Raw genomic sequence first — 15,936 nt, 5'->3', positions numbered from 1 at the left:
GTCAGAGTGTCGCCGTGTAGGTCTGGGCCTGCTCGACCGCCAGGGCGGTGGCGCCGAAGCACTCCTCGAGCTGCTGGTCGGCCTGCGACAGCGACGCGTGCGCGGAACCCACCGCGTCATTGGCGGATCCGTCCAGCGCGGCGGCCAGACTCTGCTGGGCCTCGGCGATCTTGTCGCGGGCCGCCTGGATCGCGGCCTGCCCCTCGTTCACCTGCTGGAGCGCGGCGTCCACAGCCGCTCTGACCTCGGCGACGCTGGCCACTCGTGCAGCCTCCCGGTTGATCGGCACCACCTTGCTGGGATCAGCTTAGTCGTCCCGGATGCGGAGGTCGTGCCCGAGTGCCCGTTTCAGCGCGTAATGGTGGCTGTACCGTACGCTGTCGAAAACACGTCAGCGCGGCACGCTGGACGGCCCGCGGACCTCGGCGCCGAGGGCGGTGACCCGCTCCCGCAGGCCCCGGTCGGCCGTCACCACGACCACCCGGCGTCCGGCGCCCGCCCCGGCCACCACGTCCACGATCGTGTCGTCACCGGATCCGGGCGCGCGCTCCACGCGTACCCCGCCGGTTTCCGGTATGTCGCGGGCCTTGCCCTCCACGACCAGGACGACCTCGACGGGCCCGGGGAGATCCGGCAGGCCGGCGGCGGTGAGCGGGACGAGCTTGTCCCGCAACCGGACGGCGGCCCCCGCGCGGTCACGCCACCACCCGTCGGGCTTCGAGCCCACGACGTTGGCGCCGTCGACGACCAGCAGCGCGGGAGTCATGTGACGGGTCAGACCGTGGCGAGGTTGTCGACGCCGAGGTGCGGGTAGTCGGCGAGCCATTCCTGGTACAGCGGGTTGCGGGTGGCGGACTCCACATAGGCGTCGCGGGCCATCGCCATCAGCCGGCCGGCCTCCTGGGCGGCCGGGCTGTCCGGGTGCCAGCCGAGCATCTGCCGCCAGCGGACCGGAGCGTTGCGCAGCGGCCGGGTGACCAGGCCGGCCGGGGGACGGAAGCTGGGCTGCGCGACCGTCACCGCCACGCCGGTCTCGACCAGGTCCACGGCGGAGCGGATGTCGGTCTCGAGGATCTTGCGCGGGGTGAAACCGGCCCGGGCGCACGCGGCCGAGAAGCAGTCGGTGAAGCAGCCGCCGCCCGGACCGCCGGCCCAGGTGGCGTCGCTGAGCTCGGCGAGGTCGACGTCCATGCCCTTGGCCTGCGGGTGGTCCTCGGGCATCAGCACACAGACCGCGTCCATCGCGATGGACTGCCAGGTCAGGCCGTACTCCGCGGACGGGTTGGCGTCGCCGCAGACCCCGACCTGGACGAAGTCCAGCTTGCCCGCCATCGTCATCTCGGCGAGTTCTTCCATGTAGTACGACGCCTGGGTGGTGATCTGGGCCTCGGGCTGGGCCTCCGCCAGTCGCTGCACCATCCCGCCGACGACCGGCCCGCCGACCGAGCCGATGCGGTAGCGGCTCATCGTGCGGTCCGACCCGGATCCGGCCAGGCGGGCGGCCTCGTCCTGCAGGCCCTTCATGGCCGGCAGCAGCACCCGGGCCCGGGACAGCACCAGCTCACCCAGGGCGGTCGGCCGGGCACCGCGACGGTCACGTTCGAACAGCGGACCACCGAGCGTGCGCTCGATGCGTTGCAACTGCGCGGTCAGGGCGGGCTGGGCGAGGCCGAGCAGCGACGCCGCCTTCGTCACGCTGCCCGTCTCCGCGATGGCACAGACCACCTTGAGATGCCGCAGCTCCAGGTTCATAGCGTGACGGTAGGACGTTCGCGGGATAAGGGCTAGACCTTCGGCCAGTCAAAGATCCCCCATATATGACGAACCGGTTAAACAAAAGGACAGAAACGACTAAGCCGTACGCCCGTACGGGAACGTTAAGTGTTCTTCCAGATGCTCAAAGTCACAAGTCGCGGTGGTACGTGGTCCTGCGACCGATCACATCGCGCACCTTGTCCACCAGAGCCACCGCCGGATCGACCACTTTGTTCCACGGCGGGCGCAGCGGGGTGCCCGGGTGCGGCCGGGTCGGCGCCGCCTCCTCGGCCATCTCGAAGCGGTTGCCGAGCCGGATCAGGTCCTCGACCGGCACCAGCCGTGCCAGCAACGGCACCAGCTCACCCGCCGCCGCCTCGGCGTGGCGGTGCAGGCGCTCGGCGACGTTCGCGGCGCGTTCCGCCCGGTCCCCGTCACCCGCGGCGTCCAGCATCCGCAACGCGACCAGCAGCGCCTGGTCCTCCTGCAGCTCCCGGGTCGTCAGGCCGTCACCGTCGGGCACCGTGGAGCGCACCGCGGGATACAGGTACTGCTCCTCGGCCGACAGGTGCCGCGACAGCGACGCCACGAGCACCTGCGCCAGGGTGCGGCGCCGCGCGGCGTCCGTACCGCTCGCGGTGAGCTCCTCGCAGAGCGCGAGCAGCTCACGGTGCTCACGCGTGATCAGGTCGACGACGTTGACGCCGGTCGTCTCGCCACCTACGGGTGGCAGCGGGGGAAGATGTGCGGACACGCCGCCGGTAGTACCCGGACCCGGTCGCCCGCCAAACGCCGTCGATCACCAGCTGGTAAGAAGAACCGATGGAACCACTTACCGCCGCCGACGAGGTTGTCGGGATCTGCCGCGATCTCCTGCGGATCGACACCAGCAACACCGGTGACCCGCGCACCACCGTGGGTGAGCGGGTCGCCGCCGAGTACGTCGCGGCCCAGCTCAGCGACGTCGGCATCGACTCCGTGCTGCTCGAGTCCGCGCCCACCCGGGCCAACCTCGTCGCCCGGATCCCCGGCCGCGACCCGTCCCGCGGGGCACTGCTGGTGCACGGGCACCTCGACGTGGTCCCCGCCGACGCGAGCGAATGGTCGGTCGGCCCGTTCTCCGGCGAGGAGAAGGACGGCTACCTCTGGGGCCGCGGCGCGATCGACATGAAGGACTTCGACGCCATGATGCTGGCCGTCGTGCGCGACTGGAAGCGCACCGGCTACGTCCCGCCCCGCGACATCGTCCTGGCCTACACCGCCGACGAGGAAGCGGGCATGGAATACGGCTCGCAGTTCCTCGTCCGCGAGCACGCCGGCCTGTTCGACGGCTGCACCGAGGCGATCGGCGAGGTCGGCGGCTTCTCCTACACCGTCAACGACGACCTGCGCCTGTACCTCGTCGAGACCGCCGAGAAGGGCATCGACTGGCTGCGCCTGCACGCCAAGGGCCGCCCCGGGCACGGCTCGTTCGTGCACGACGACAACGCGGTCACCGCGCTGGCCGAGGCCGTCGCCGCGGTCGGCCGGCACAAGTTCCCGATGGTCATCACCCCGACCGTGCGCACGTTCCTCGAACAGGTCTGCGACGCGATCGGCATCGAGTTCGACCCGTCCGACCCGGAACTGGCCATCGCCAAGCTCGGCCCGATCGCCAACCTGATCGGCGCCACCGTGCGCAACACGGCCAACCCGACCCGCCTCGAGGCCGGGTACAAGGACAACGTCATCCCCGGCAAGGCGACCGCGACGATCGACTGCCGCTTCCTGCCCGGGCAGAGCGAGGAATTCCTCGCCCAGCTGCGCGCCGTCATCGGGCCGGACATCGAAATCGAGCACCTGCAGCAGCAGGACGCGCTGGAGACCAGCTTCGACGGCCCGCTCGTCGAGGCGATGAGCGCCGCGCTGCGCGCCGAGGACCCGGGCGCCCGGGCCGTGCCGTACATGCTCTCCGGCGGCACCGACGCCAAGGCGTTCAGCACGCTCGGCATCCGGTGCTTCGGCTTCGCGCCGCTCAAGCTGCCCGCCGACCTGAACTTCTCCGCTTTGTTCCACGGCGTCGACGAGCGTGTCCCGGTGGAGGGACTACAGTTCGGCGTGCGTGTGCTCGACCGCCTGCTCAAGGCGAGCTGATGAGAGGACTCAACTGATAATGACCGACCAGTACGCGGAGCTTGACGCCGCCCTCGACAGGGTCGTGGAGGCGGCCAAGACGCACCTGGCCGCGGTCAAGGCCGCCCAGGGTCGCGTGGACGACGACGACGTGTGGCAGGCCTACGTCGACCTGAACAACGCGTCCTTCGCCTACGACGAGCAGCTGCTCGAGTCGTTCGGCGAGGTCACCCCCTGGGATGTCGAGGCCATCGACCCCGACGAGGCGGACGCCCGCTTCGCCGCCACGGTCACCGGCGCCGACGGCTCCGCCGCCGACCCGTACGCCCAGATCATCTCGGTGCGCCAGCGCCGCGACTACCGCGTCCCCAGCGTGGCCGCTCTGCTCAAGGTCGCCGACGCGGCCCGCGGCGACCTCGTCCCCGACGACGAGGAGGCCGGCCCGGTCGAATCGGTCGGCGAGGCGGTCCTCGAACTCCTGCAGGCGGGCGACGGCTCGCTGTCGTCGCTCGACGTCCCGGAGCTCGAGCCGCTCGACGGCCTGCTGACCGTCACGGAGGTGAAGGAGCCCCTCGACCTCGAGTCCTTCGCCGACGAGGACGGCACCGGCCCGTTCACCCCCGGCGCCGACGACCTGCTCGTCGGACGTCTCGACGAACACCCCTTCCTGCCCGACGAGGAAGAAGACCACGCCGGTCACAACCACTGATCTACTGGCCTCCGCTTCGCTCCGGCGGGCACTTCGCCCTGGGAGCCGCGGTCCGGGGCACCGAAACAGACCACGCAGAAGGCGCTTGTCTGTTTCGGCACCCCGGACCGCGACGGGCGAAGTGCGACTTTGGTCGGGCTGTCAGCGGGTCCAGGCCGTGAGCGTGCCGAGCAGGGCGTGAGCGACGGGCTGACCTCGACGAACGGGCTGTTCGCCGCTGTTCCGTGACGGCCGTCGGTGTGCACCGGCACTGCACCGGTGACGCGACGCGCTCGCCATACCATCCGAACGACCACATGAACTTCCCCAGCGGTCAGACGGCGATCATAGGGACAGGCCCGGCTGCGGGGTGTCGCGGACCTTGCGCCGCAGCACGACCTTGCGGCTGCCGTCGCGGAAGAGCTGGACCCGGGCCAGCTCCCATCCGGAGAATTCGGCCTGGATCGCCAGCTGGGCCGCGGCGGTCAGGCGATCGACGTTCGACGGCAACCGCAGCGGCGCGTACTCATAATCCATGGCTCCTAATATGCGCCAGGCTCCGGCGGGTGACCAGTCCCCGGGCCGGTCAGGCCCTCTCTCTCCGGATATCCCACCGGGTCGGCGGACACGTCGTCGAGGGCCAGCGCGATCTCGGCCGGCAGGGTCAGGTCCTCGCTGAGCAACGCGCCCCGCAGCTGTCCGGAGGTGCGGGCACCCAGGATCGGCGCGGCCACGCCGGGACGGTCCCGGATCCACGCCAGCGCCACCTCGAGCGGCTCGACACCCAGGCCCGCGGCGGCGGTCACGACCGCCTCCACGATGCTGGAGCTGCGGGGTTCGAGATAGGTACGCACGAACGGCGCCAAGTGGTCGGTGGCGGCGCGAGAGTCCAGCGGGCGGCCGTTGCGGTACTTGCCGGTGAGCACGCCGCGCCCCAGCGGCGACCAGGGCAGGATGCCCAGGCCGAGGGCCATGGCGGCGGGCAGCACCTCGCGTTCGATGCCGCGCTCCAGCAGGGAGTACTCGACCTGGGTGGCGACGATCGGGGCCCGGGCCGGGTAGGCCCGCTGCCACGTCGCGTACTGGGCGGTCTGCCAGCCGGCGAAGTTGGACACCCCGACGTAACGGACCCGTCCGCTGGTGACCGCGTGGTCCAGCGCGGCGAGCGTCTCCTCCATGGGCGTGTGCGGGTCGTACCCGTGCAGCTGCCAGAGGTCCACATAGTCCGTGCCGAGCCGGCGCAGGGAGGCGTCGAGCGTCCTCAGGAGGTGGCCGCGGGAGCTGTCGCGGCGGCGGAAACCGGACTGCCCGAGCCCCGCCTTGGTGGCGATGATCACGTCGTCGCGGGGGACCAAGTGGTCCAGCAGCGAACCGATCACGGCCTCGGCGTCACCGTCGCCGTACACGTCGGCGGTGTCGACCAGCGTGCCACCGGCGTCCAGGAAGAGTTTGAGCTGGGCGGCCGCGTCGTCGGGGTCGGTGTCCCGGCCCCACGTCATGGTGCCGAGGCCGAGCCGCGTGACCGCGAGCCCGCTCCGGCCGAGCGGTCGCTGTTGCATGAGTGAACCCTATTCAGCTTCGACAACCTGCGGAACGCTCTGTCCACCCGCGGCGGAAAACCCGTGCGAATTCGTCGAGGACCAGCGGGCTAGGGTGGGTATCGCGGAGCACCGGAGCTCCGGAGCACATCGGGAGGACGCGTGCGGCTCGGATTCAGCCTCGGCTACCAGACCTCGTGGACCACACCCGCCGATCACCTCGCCATGGCCCAGGAAGCCGACCGGCTCGGGTATTCCGTGGTGTGGGCGGCGGAGGCGTACGGTTCGGACTCGCCCACCATGCTCGCGTGGATCGCCGGTCAGACCGAGCGCATCGACGTGGGTGCGGCGGTCATGCAGATCCCGGCCCGCAGCCCCGCGATGACGGCGATGACCGCGGCGACCATCGACACGCTCTCCGGCGGCCGCTTCCGGCTGGGGCTCGGCGTCTCCGGCCCGCAGGTCTCCGAGGGCTGGCACGGCGTGCGGTTCGCCAAGCCGCTCGGCCGCACCCGGGAATACGTCGACATCGTCAAACTGGCGATCGCCCGCAAACCGGTCGCCTACGACGGCGAGCACTACCAGCTGCCGCTGCCCGACGGGGCCGGGAAGGCGTTGCGGCTGGGGTTCCATCCGCCCCGGGCCTCCGTACCCATCTATCTCGCGGCCGTGGGTCCCAAGAACCTGGAGCTGGCCGGCGAGATCGCCGACGGCTGGCTCGCCATCTTCTTCGCCCCGGACGCCGCGGGCGAGAGCCTGCAGCACATCGAGCGGGGGCGGGCCAGGAGTGGCAACGGCCTGGCCGGTTTCGACGTCTGCCCGACCGTGCCGGTCGCGATCGGCGACGACATCGCCGCCTGCGCGGACCTGATCCGGCCCTACGCCGCGCTGTACGTCGGCGGCATGGGCAGCCGCGACCAGAACTTCTACAACCAGCTCGCGGTGCGCATGGGTTACGCCGACGCGGCCAAGGAGGTCCAGGACCTCTACCTTGACCGCAAGGTGCGCGACGCGGCCGCGGCCGTGCCGCAGGAATTCATCGAGCGGACGTCGCTCATCGGCCCCAAGGCCCGCATCGTCGAGCGCATCCGGGAGTACGCGGCGGCCGGCGTCGGCACGCTGTCGATCGCGTTGTACGTGGGCGACCGGGAGAGCGGCATCGCCACCCTCCGCACGGTCGCCGAGGCCTACGAGGAGTCCGGGGTGGCCGAGTAACGTGGCGACCGTCCTGCTGCTCCGCCATGGGCGGACCACGGCCAACGCCGGCGGCACGCTGGCCGGGCGCCAGCCCGTCGAGCTCGACGACACCGGTCGCGAGCAGGCGAAACGGGTCGGCGAGCGACTGCGCGAGCTGCCGCTGTCGGCGGTCGTGACCAGCCCGCTGATCCGCTGCCGGCAGACCCTCGAGCTTGCCCTGCCGGGCGTGTCACCGCGGGTCGACGACGCACTGATCGAGTGCGGGTACGGCGACTGGGAGGGCCGGCCGCTGCAGGAGCTGGCCAAGGAGCCGCTCTGGCCGGTGGTGCAGCAGCACCCGAGCGCCGCGGTGTTCCCCAACGGCGAGGCCATGGCGGCGATGTCCGCCCGCGCGGTCGCCGCCATGCGGTTCTGGGACGCCGCGGTCACCGCCGAGCACGGGCCGGACGCGCTCTGGCTCGCGTGCAGCCACGGCGATGTGATCAAGGCCATTGTCGCCGACGCGATGGGGCTGCACCTGGACCAGTTCCAGCGTCTCGTCGCGGACCCGGCGTCGGTCAGCGTCATCCGGTACACCCCGACCCGCCCGTTTCTCGTCCGGCTCAACGACACCGCTGATCTGGCCGGTCTCGTACCCCCGGGCAAGACCGCGAGTTCCGATGCCGTCGTGGGTGGCGGCGCGGGTGCGTGACTACCTTTGGTGACCGTCGTGTTACCGCTGCGTGTGCTCGCGTTGCGCCCTCGGCGAACCGGCCCGGTGCGCTGCGCGCTCACGCGCGCAGGCGGATAGGGTCGTTGTTATGACCCACCAGGTGCATGCTTTCGAGCCGCCGGAGCGGTTCGTCGCCGGGACGGTGGGCGAGCCGGGCGACCGGACATTCTTCCTTCAGGCCCGCGGTGGTGGCCGGGTCGTCAGCGTGTCGCTGGAGAAGGTCCAGGTGTCGCTGCTCGCCGAAAAGCTCGAGGAGCTGCTCGTCGAGGCCAGCAAGCGGTTCGGCGTCGACCTTCCGGAGACGTCCCCGCTCGTGGTCAACGACAACGAGCCCCTCGACAACCCGGTCGACGAGGAATTCCGCGTCGGCACCCTCGGCCTCGCCTTCGACGTCGACACCAGCACGGTCGTCATCGAGGCGATCGAGGCCGGGGAGGCCGACCCCGAGGTCGAGCTCGTCGAGGACGAGGACGGCCCGGTCGACGACGACGATGACGACGAGGACGACGACGAGCCGGACGACGACCTCGACCGGCTCCGGGTCCGGCTCACCCCCGAGGCGACCCGGGCGTTCATCGACCGCGCCCGCCGCGTCGTCAACGCCGGCCGTCCACCCTGCCCGCTCTGCGGCCAGCCGCTCGACCCGGCCGGCCACCTCTGCCCCCGGCACAACGGTTACCACCGGTGACCACGGAGCAGACGTCGGTGCTCGCCGAGGACGACGCCCTGGAGCTGCTCAGCCGCGGCTCGATGGAGCTCGAGGGCCGCCTCGTCGACGCCTCCAACACCACGTTGCGGGCCGAGATCACGCTCGACGGCGTGACCCGGCGCTGCGTCTACAAGCCCGTGCAGGGCGAGCGGCCGCTCTGGGACTTCCCCGACGGCACCCTCGCCGGGCGTGAGGTCTCGGCGTTCCTGGTCTCGCAGGCCACCGGCTGGGGCCTCGTGCCGCCCACGATCCTGCGCGACGGCCCGATGGGCCCCGGCGCCTGCCAGCTCTGGATCGACGAGCCGGAGGAGACCGAGACGCTGATCGGGTTCGTCCCGGCGTTCGACGTGCCCGAGGGCTGGTTCCCGGTCGCCAACGCCCGCGACGAGGACGGCGACGCGTACGCGCTGGCCCACGCCGACGACCCGCGCCTGTCCCGCCTCGCGGTCCTCGACGCGGTGATCAACAACGCCGACCGCAAGGGCGGTCACGTCCTGTACGCCGCGGACGGCCGGATCCACGGCGTCGACCACGGCATCAGCTTCCACGTCGAGAACAAGCTCCGTACGGTCCTCTGGGGGTGGACCGGCAAAGCCATCCCGGCGGACTCCCTCGCCGTGCTGCAACAGCTCTCCGCCGCGCTCGACGAGGGCCTCGGCGAGAAGCTCGACGAACACCTCATGATCTCCGAGGTGCAGCAGACCCGGCTGCGCGTCCGCCGCCTGCTGCGCAAGGGACGCTTCCCCAGCCCGCCGCAGGACTGGCCCGCGGTGCCCTGGCCGCCGGTCTGAGGCTTTACTCACGTGAACGCCGATTCTGTCGCAGGTGCTCGCTAGGCTCACGGGCATGGACGCTTGGACCGGGCACGAGGTGCCGAAACTGCCGGGGAACGCCACCCCGCCGGAGCTCTACGACTCGTCACGCCGCGGGGTGTTCCCGACCACCTCCGGGCCCGCCGCGACGATGTACGTGTGCGGCATCACCCCGTACGACGCGACCCACCTCGGGCACGCCGCCACGATGATCACGTTCGACCTCGTGCAGCGGCTCTGGCGCGACGCGGGCATCGACGTGACCTACGTGCAGAACGTCACCGACATCGATGACCCCCTGCTGGAACGCGCCAACCGCGACGGCGAGGACTGGATCGTCCTGGCCATGCGCGAGACCGCCCTGTTCCGCGAGGACATGGAAGCCCTGCGGATGATTCCGCCGGCCCACTACGTCGGCGCGGTCGAGTCCATCCCCGCGATCGCCGCCCACGTCCGCGAGCTCATCGCCGGCGGCGCCGCGTACACCCTCGACGACGGCACCGGCGACGTCTACTTTTCCATCGCGGCCACCCCGTCGTTCGGCTACGAGTCCAACCTCACCCGGCCGGAGATGCTCACCCTCTCCGCCGAGCGCGGCGGCGACCCGGAACGCCCCGGCAAACGCGACCCCCTCGACCCGCTGCTCTGGCGCGGGGCCCGCGACGGCGAACCCGCGTGGGACGGCGGCGACCTCGGCCCCGGCCGCCCCGGCTGGCACATCGAGTGCGCGACCATCGCCCTGGGCCTGCTCGGCAACCGCATCGACGTCCAGGGCGGCGGCAACGACCTGCTCTACCCCCACCACGAGTGCTCGGCCGCCCACGCCGAACGCCTCACCGGCGAGTCCCCGTTCGCCACCCACTACGTGCACGCCGGCATGATCGGCCTGGACGGCGAGAAAATGTCAAAATCCAAGGGCAACCTGGTCTTCGTCTCCCGCCTCCGCGGTGACGGCGTCGACCCCATGGCCATCCGCCTGGGCCTGCTGACCGGCCACTACCGCTCCGACCGGCAATGGACCGACGAAACCCTCAAGTCGGGCGAGCAACGCCTCGCCCGCTGGCGGGCAGCCGCCGAAGCCCCCACCGGCCCCTCCGGGGAGGCCCTGCTGGCAGCGGTCCGCGAGGCCCTCCACCACGACCTCGACGCCCCCAGGGCAATCGCCATCGTGGACACCTGGGTCGAAGCGGCCCTCACCGCGACCGGCACCGACCCCGAGGCCCCGAAGCTGATGTCCCGGACGGTGGACGCTCTCCTCGGCATCCGCCTCTGACCGACCGGCCCACGACCAGCTTCACCCTCCGGGCGCGCCCACGACCAGCTTCACCCTCCGGGCGCGCCCGTCACTGCTTCACCCTCTGGGCGCGCCCGTCACCGCTTCACCCTCATGGGTGTGCGTGCGTGGCCGGTTTGCCTTCCGGGCGCCGTCACCGTCTTTACCGCCGGGTGTGTGCGTGGCCGTTGAACCCCTTCGGGCGTGCCCTGCTGCCGTTTCACCCGTCGAGTGCGTACGCCGTTGTCAGACCGTCCGGGCCTACCCGCCGCCCGACCTGTGGGGCGCGCCTGCTCGCGCTCCCGGCCGGTGCCCGCCGTTTCGGCCGGTCCGAGACTGTCCCCATCGGTGGGTGCCCGCACTCTGTGTGCACAGCCGTCCCACCAGATTCCGGTTGAGAGGGTTCGCGATGGCGTGACCCCGAGGTGCTCGCGATTCTGGTGCGAGGTCCTGGACTTCGTCGTCCTCGGCCGCGAGGACGACGGCTCGGTGGAGATCGGCCCCCGCGGCGGCCCGCAACCGACGATCTTCCTCAGTCGCCGCGACAAGCCGGACGGGGGAAGTCCCGGCTGCACATCGACGTCAACCCCACCGATCGCGACCAGGACGCCGAACTCGGACGACTCCTGGGCATCTGTGCGCGCCCGGTTGACATCGGCCAGACCGGCGAGGAGTCATGGCACGTCCTGGTCGACCCCGAGGGCAATGAGTTCTGCCTGCTCAGGTCCCGCCGCACCGCGCTCTGCGACCGGCCGTGCCACGCGTGTGGTGCCCGTCACCGGCGGCCGTGTCCGGGATACCCCTGAAACTGTCGTACTCGGTCCCGATGATGGTGCGATGAGTGACGCTGAGCAGATGTGCTTGACGGAGTTCGACGAGTGGCAGGCCGGGCTCCGGGCCCGGGCGGAGCAGACCGCCCGCAGGAGAGCGGCGAAGGACGATTTTCGCAGAGCACAGGCGGCCCGGCGGGCCCACGGGCTGGTGGCACGGTATGCCGCGCGGACAGCCGCGACGAGTTCGGTGGAGTATCCGTTCCCGCCCGATCCGGTGTGCTCCGAATAGGAGCCGACGCTCGCTCCGCCGCCGCCGCCCGGGAACGGGGCCGGCGGGGGAGCGACCGGTGGGCGGGAACGGGGCCGGCGGGGGAGCGACCGGTGGGCGGGAACGGGGCCGGCGGGGGAGCGACCGGTGGGCGGGCCGGGTTCAGGCCAGGGTGAGACCCGGATCCGGGTCGGGTTCGGGGGTGGGCGCCGGGATGCGGTATTCCTCGGTCAGCGTGGTCATCGGGCCGGGCCAGGTCGCCTGGGCCACCTCGATCGGCTTGCGGGTCTCGTCGAAGGCGACGTGCAGCAGGTGCAGAACCGGTGTGTCCGGGCGGATCTGCAGGGTCTCCGCCTCGTCACGGCTCGGCTGGCGGGCGCTGATCGTGTCCGTCGCGGAGGCGTATCGGCGGCCGATCGCTTCCTCGGCCTCCTGGTACAGCGGCCGTCCGTAGGATTCGCGCCGTTCCAGGGAGGTGCCCGACGCGTCGGTGACCCGGAACCAGGAAGCACCCAGCTCGACCGTGGCGTCGTCGGCCCGGACGATGTGGCGGCGCACCAGCATCTCGGTGCCGTCGCGCACCCCGAAAGCGTCGGTGACCTCGGGTGGGGCCGGCTCCCGGCCGACCGCGGTCAGTTGCTGGCGATAGCGGGCCGCGAGGTCGGCGTGGTATCCGCGGTGGACGCCGTACCGCCCGCGGGAGAGCCGGTTGAGGCGGCGGCGGGTGCCCCGGACGTACGTTCCGGATCCGGGCTTGGTAATCAGGATGCCTTCGACGCGCAGCTGGTCGACGGTGCGCTGGACGGTCTGCTTGGCGACGCCGAACATCTCCGCCATCGCCGGGATCGACGGCAGCCGTTCTCCGGGCTGCCATTCACCACGCCGGATCCGTTCCTTGAGCTGAGCGGCGATCTGGCGATGCGGGAACTCCGCGGCGCCGGGGTTGATCGTCATGCGCCGACCTCCAAACCCTAGGTTCCTAGGATGCCCCAGACGGGGTGGGTGGCGCCATACCGACACGCCCGGTGATGTGGCCCGGTGATCGGCGGTCGCTGCCGGGGTTCGTACCGTCTTCGCTGCGGATCCGCTCGCCGGGCCTGCAGGCTCGAGGGTGATCACCGGTGACTAAGCTGTCCGGCCATGGAGGCTTTGCGGTTGATCCTGCGCTATGCGCATCTGATCGGGTTCGCGTTGTTGCTCGGGGGCACGATCGCCCAGTTCGTCGCGGGCAAACTGCGCATCAATCCGGCGATGCTGTGGGGTTCGATCATCCAGGTTCTCACCGGCCTGGCGCTCGCGGCCCCGTTGCGGGGTGGCGGTGACGCCGAGCCCAGCCCGGTCAAGCTCGCGGTGAAGCTGGTCATCGCGATCCTCATCTTCGTCATGGTGTTCGTGCCCTGGCGTCGCAAGCGCGAGAACGTCAACCGTGGCCACTTCATCGGCATCATCACGCTCACCCTGGTCAATGCCGCGGTGGCGACGTTCTGGCACTGAGCCGTCAGCGGCCGGCCAGGTGTTCGAGGCCGTAAGGATGTCGAGGTTGACATCGGCGTCCGGTCCGGCTGGGTGGAGCGGCATCGTCGGCAGTCCCACCTCGGCGGCGAGGTGGCGCATCGACAGGCCGGTGCGGCCTTCCGCGTCGGCGACCCGGATCGCGACGTCGACGACCTGGCGCAGGGTGCGGGGTGGATCGGCCCGTGCCGGTCGCTTTGGCCGGGTGCGTCGATCATCCCGTACGCGATGATCGTGCTCGCCGCGACCACCCTGACCGCGACGGCGGCGGCTCGCACCACCCGGCACTCGATCCGCGGCCCGGCTCTGGCGCGCTGACCGGCGGCAACACGCGACGGGCGGTAATCGGAACCGGCCCCCGGGAGTGTCCGGGGGCCGTTCCGGTGACTACCAGGAGCCGGCGGTCGGGCCGGCCGATCCGCCGCGGCGGCGCAGGTACTTCTCGAACTCGCTGGCGATCTCGTCGCCGGTGAGGGGCGTGATGCCCTCGTCGCCGACCCGTTCCTCCAGCTCGCGGACGTAATCGCCGAGCTCCGCGTCCTGCTCGGCGGCCGCTCGCACGCGCTGCTCCCACTCGGAGGACTCCTCGGCCAGGTCGGCCAGGGGGATCGGCAGGTCCAGCACGTCCTCGAGGCGGCTGAGCAGGGCCAGCGTCGCCTTGGGACAGGGCGGGTTGTTCGCGTAGTGCGGAACGTGCACCCAGAACGACAGCGCCTCGAGGTCGGCCCGTCCGGCCGCCTCCTGCAGGACGCCGACGATGCCGGTGGGGCCCTCGTAGCGGGTGGGGGCGACCTTGTACTTCTCCGTCATGCCCTCCTCGGACGCACTGCCGCTGATCGGCAGGGGCCGGGTGTACGGGACGTCGGCGAGCAGCGCGCCCAGCAACATGATCCGGTCGACCTCCAGGCTGTGGCAGACCTCGAGGATCTGCTCGCAGAAGGTGCGCCATTTCATGCTGGGCTCGATGCCACGGATCAGGACCACGTCACGGTCGGTGCCGGGCGGGCTGGCCACGCTGAACCGGGTGGTGGGCCACTCGATCTTGCGGGTCTCGCCCTCGGCCATGGTGGTGGTCGGCCTGCTGACCTGGAAGTCGTAGAACTCCTCCGGGTCGATGGTGGTGATCTCACGTGCCTGCCACACCTGCTCGAGGTGTTCCACCGCGGCCGTCGACGCGTCGGCGGCGTCGTTCCACCCTTCGAAAGCGGCGATCGCCACGGGGGAGCGCAGCAGGGGTAGGCCGTCGAACTCTGTCACGGTGCCAACCTTTCGTACCTCGATACCCAGAGCCTACGTGGCGCCGCCGTTGCGCACTCGGCGGCCGCGCCGTGACGAGGCCCTCGCCGCGCGTCACCAGGCCATTCTGTCGTGGTGGGCCGCGATGGTCACGTGGCCTGGTCGCGCCAGAACTGGCGCGGTGCGTAACCGTCGCGGCGCAACCAGTGCTCGGTGTAGACGATCCTTTCCGCGGGGACCACCACGAGCGGGCCGAGCGGCGGATCGTCGAGGTCCCTGGACCGCTCCACGTGGTCGGACTGCCAGCGTACGGCGGGCCAGAAGGCGGCGAAGTCCGCGTCCTCGGGCGTCAGCACCCGGGCCTCGCCGAAGATCTGGGCGCCGCGGCTACTGGCCTGCCCGACCAGCGGCGCGAAGACGCCGATGGATACGCGCGGGTCGGCCGCGATGTTGCGCAGTTTCGGGGTGCCCGCCGCGGCGGTGAAGATCAGCGAGAAGCCGAGATGGAAACAGCGCACCGGAGTGGCGAGCGCGCCGGACGGCCCGGTCGTGGCCAGCACGCACATGTTCTGCGTGGACAGCAGGTTGAGGATGCGTTCCTCGAGGCGTTCGCGGGGCAGTCGCGCGGTGGGCGAGGGGCCGGCCAGCCAGGGATTCGTCACTGTCATGGTTGATCCAAGCATCTGCCGGTCAGCGTGCGCCGGGTGGGGCGGACGGTCCCGGGGCGAGCAGCGCCGCGCAGCGCAGGTTGCGGTAGCGGCCGCGATGATCCAGGCCGTAGCCGACGATCAGGCCGGCGGGCACGTCGAAGCCCACATAGGCCGGTACGTCGAACGCCGGGCCGTCGGGTTTGCGCAGCAGGGCGCAGACCGCGATCGACGCGGGGCGCCGGGTGGCGAGGTTGTTCAGCAGCCAGGACATGGTCAGGCCGGTGTCGATGACGGCCTCGACGAGGATGATGTCGCGGCCCTCGATGTCGAGGTCCAGGTCCTTGAGCTGGCGGACGGCTCCAGAGCTGCGTTTGCTCGTCGTGTAGGACCGCATCGCCATCCAGCCGATCTCGGCGGGGACCGTCAGCGCCCGGGCCAGGTCGACGGTGAACGTCGCCGCACCGCCCAGCACGCCGATGAGCACGATGTCGCGGCCCGCGTACGCCGCCTCGATCTCGTGGGCCAGCTCACCGACCCGGCTGCTGATCTGTTCCTCGCTCAGCAGTACCGATGCGAGCTCACCCGCCACGTGCTCAGCGTCCACACCGTCCCCCTCGACGCCCGTGCGTGTCCTGCGCCGGAATCTTGACACGCGGGCCGGGCCGGGCCAACCGGACATCACGCGGCCGGTGGACGACCCG

21 protein-coding genes are annotated in these 15,936 nt (G+C 71.2%); 11 read left to right on the top strand and 10 right to left on the bottom strand.

Going from position 1 to position 15,936, the window contains the following annotated elements:
• Position 1: 1 nt before the first annotated feature.
• The 4 genes from ACIA6A_RS25165 to ACIA6A_RS25150 all read right to left on the bottom strand — a co-directional run bounded on the left by ACIA6A_RS25165 (position 2) and on the right by ACIA6A_RS25150 (position 2,509).
• Entirely contained in the window at positions 2-262 is a 261-nt protein-coding gene (locus ACIA6A_RS25165; protein WP_396100294.1) for a hypothetical protein, read from the bottom strand.
• A gap of 129 nt (positions 263-391) precedes the next feature.
• Positions 392-766: a hypothetical protein gene (locus ACIA6A_RS25160; protein ID WP_396100293.1), complete on the bottom strand. Its 375-nt coding sequence runs from the start codon at positions 764-766 to the stop codon at positions 392-394.
• A gap of 8 nt (positions 767-774) precedes the next feature.
• The gene (locus tag ACIA6A_RS25155) at positions 775-1,752 is read right to left on the bottom strand and encodes a LysR family transcriptional regulator (RefSeq protein WP_396100292.1); all 978 of its coding nucleotides are present in this window, start codon (positions 1,750-1,752) and stop codon (positions 775-777) included.
• A gap of 151 nt (positions 1,753-1,903) precedes the next feature.
• Entirely contained in the window at positions 1,904-2,509 is a 606-nt protein-coding gene (locus ACIA6A_RS25150) for a hemerythrin domain-containing protein (protein ID WP_396100291.1), read from the bottom strand.
• 68 nt (positions 2,510-2,577) lie between these two features.
• On the opposite strand from ACIA6A_RS25150, the gene ACIA6A_RS25145 reads away from it, so the two are divergent.
• Positions 2,578-3,888: a M20/M25/M40 family metallo-hydrolase gene (locus ACIA6A_RS25145; RefSeq protein ID WP_396100290.1), complete on the top strand. Its 1,311-nt coding sequence runs from the start codon at positions 2,578-2,580 to the stop codon at positions 3,886-3,888.
• Positions 3,889-3,907: 19 nt separating this feature from the next.
• Positions 3,908-4,576, top strand: coding sequence for a hypothetical protein (locus ACIA6A_RS25140; RefSeq protein WP_396100289.1), 669 nt, complete (start codon positions 3,908-3,910; stop codon positions 4,574-4,576).
• 324 nt (positions 4,577-4,900) lie between these two features.
• On the opposite strand, the gene ACIA6A_RS25135 is transcribed toward ACIA6A_RS25140, so the two are convergent.
• Complete coding sequence (locus tag ACIA6A_RS25135) at positions 4,901-5,092, bottom strand: DUF5703 family protein (RefSeq protein WP_396100288.1); 192 nt, start codon at positions 5,090-5,092, stop codon at positions 4,901-4,903.
• A 5-nt stretch (positions 5,093-5,097) separates the two neighbouring features.
• Positions 5,098-6,114 carry an aldo/keto reductase gene (locus ACIA6A_RS25130; RefSeq protein ID WP_396100287.1) on the bottom strand — a complete coding sequence of 339 codons (1,017 nt, stop codon included), beginning with the start codon at positions 6,112-6,114 and terminating at the stop codon, positions 5,098-5,100.
• Positions 6,115-6,255: 141 nt separating this feature from the next.
• Here ACIA6A_RS25130 and ACIA6A_RS25125 point away from each other — a divergent pair, with 141 nt between their 5' ends.
• The 7 genes from ACIA6A_RS25125 to ACIA6A_RS25095 all read left to right on the top strand — a co-directional run bounded on the left by ACIA6A_RS25125 (position 6,256) and on the right by ACIA6A_RS25095 (position 11,858).
• The gene (locus ACIA6A_RS25125; RefSeq protein ID WP_396100286.1) at positions 6,256-7,308 is read left to right on the top strand and encodes an LLM class F420-dependent oxidoreductase; all 1,053 of its coding nucleotides are present in this window, start codon (positions 6,256-6,258) and stop codon (positions 7,306-7,308) included.
• A 1-nt stretch (position 7,309) separates the two neighbouring features.
• Complete coding sequence (locus ACIA6A_RS25120) at positions 7,310-7,981, top strand: histidine phosphatase family protein (RefSeq protein WP_396100285.1); 672 nt, start codon at positions 7,310-7,312, stop codon at positions 7,979-7,981.
• Between the two features lie 109 nt (positions 7,982-8,090).
• Complete coding sequence (locus tag ACIA6A_RS25115; protein ID WP_396100284.1) at positions 8,091-8,690, top strand: DUF3090 domain-containing protein; 600 nt, start codon at positions 8,091-8,093, stop codon at positions 8,688-8,690.
• Positions 8,687-9,502, top strand: coding sequence for an SCO1664 family protein (locus ACIA6A_RS25110; RefSeq protein WP_396100283.1), 816 nt, complete (start codon positions 8,687-8,689; stop codon positions 9,500-9,502). The genes ACIA6A_RS25115 and ACIA6A_RS25110 overlap by 4 nt, the downstream gene beginning before the upstream one ends.
• Positions 9,503-9,557: 55 nt before the next feature.
• Entirely contained in the window at positions 9,558-10,796 is a 1,239-nt protein-coding gene (gene mshC, locus ACIA6A_RS25105) for a cysteine--1-D-myo-inosityl 2-amino-2-deoxy-alpha-D-glucopyranoside ligase (RefSeq protein ID WP_396100282.1), read from the top strand.
• A gap of 425 nt (positions 10,797-11,221) precedes the next feature.
• Positions 11,222-11,602, top strand: coding sequence for a VOC family protein (locus tag ACIA6A_RS25100; protein ID WP_396100281.1), 381 nt, complete (start codon positions 11,222-11,224; stop codon positions 11,600-11,602).
• A 31-nt stretch (positions 11,603-11,633) separates the two neighbouring features.
• The gene (locus tag ACIA6A_RS25095) at positions 11,634-11,858 is read left to right on the top strand and encodes a hypothetical protein (RefSeq protein ID WP_396100280.1); all 225 of its coding nucleotides are present in this window, start codon (positions 11,634-11,636) and stop codon (positions 11,856-11,858) included.
• A gap of 141 nt (positions 11,859-11,999) precedes the next feature.
• Here ACIA6A_RS25095 and ACIA6A_RS25090 read toward each other — a convergent pair whose 3' ends face one another.
• Entirely contained in the window at positions 12,000-12,791 is a 792-nt protein-coding gene (locus tag ACIA6A_RS25090; RefSeq protein ID WP_396100279.1) for a GntR family transcriptional regulator, read from the bottom strand.
• A gap of 186 nt (positions 12,792-12,977) precedes the next feature.
• Between ACIA6A_RS25090 and ACIA6A_RS25085 the strand changes: the two genes are divergently transcribed.
• Both ACIA6A_RS25085 and ACIA6A_RS25080 read left to right on the top strand, forming a co-directional pair.
• Complete coding sequence (locus ACIA6A_RS25085; protein ID WP_396100278.1) at positions 12,978-13,331, top strand: hypothetical protein; 354 nt, start codon at positions 12,978-12,980, stop codon at positions 13,329-13,331.
• Between the two features lie 72 nt (positions 13,332-13,403).
• Positions 13,404-13,667, top strand: coding sequence for a hypothetical protein (locus ACIA6A_RS25080; protein ID WP_396100277.1), 264 nt, complete (start codon positions 13,404-13,406; stop codon positions 13,665-13,667).
• Positions 13,668-13,736: 69 nt separating this feature from the next.
• Here the strand turns inward: ACIA6A_RS25080 and ACIA6A_RS25075 are convergent, their stop codons facing one another.
• The 3 genes from ACIA6A_RS25075 to hpt all read right to left on the bottom strand — a co-directional run bounded on the left by ACIA6A_RS25075 (position 13,737) and on the right by hpt (position 15,839).
• Positions 13,737-14,606, bottom strand: a complete 870-nt coding sequence (locus tag ACIA6A_RS25075; protein WP_396100276.1) for a PAC2 family protein — start codon at positions 14,604-14,606, stop codon at positions 13,737-13,739.
• Positions 14,607-14,734: 128 nt separating this feature from the next.
• Complete coding sequence (locus ACIA6A_RS25070; protein WP_396100275.1) at positions 14,735-15,253, bottom strand: pyridoxamine 5'-phosphate oxidase family protein; 519 nt, start codon at positions 15,251-15,253, stop codon at positions 14,735-14,737.
• Between the two features lie 22 nt (positions 15,254-15,275).
• Entirely contained in the window at positions 15,276-15,839 is a 564-nt protein-coding gene (hpt, locus tag ACIA6A_RS25065) for a hypoxanthine phosphoribosyltransferase (protein ID WP_396100274.1), read from the bottom strand.
• Between the last annotated feature and the right edge of the window lie 97 nt (positions 15,840-15,936).

Source organism: Actinoplanes sp. NPDC051494 (assembly GCF_044454705.1).
Lineage (GTDB): Bacteria > Actinomycetota > Actinomycetes > Mycobacteriales > Micromonosporaceae > Actinoplanes.
The sequence above is the reverse complement of the archived record's forward strand: the minus strand, read 5'-3'. Positions and strand labels throughout refer to the sequence as shown.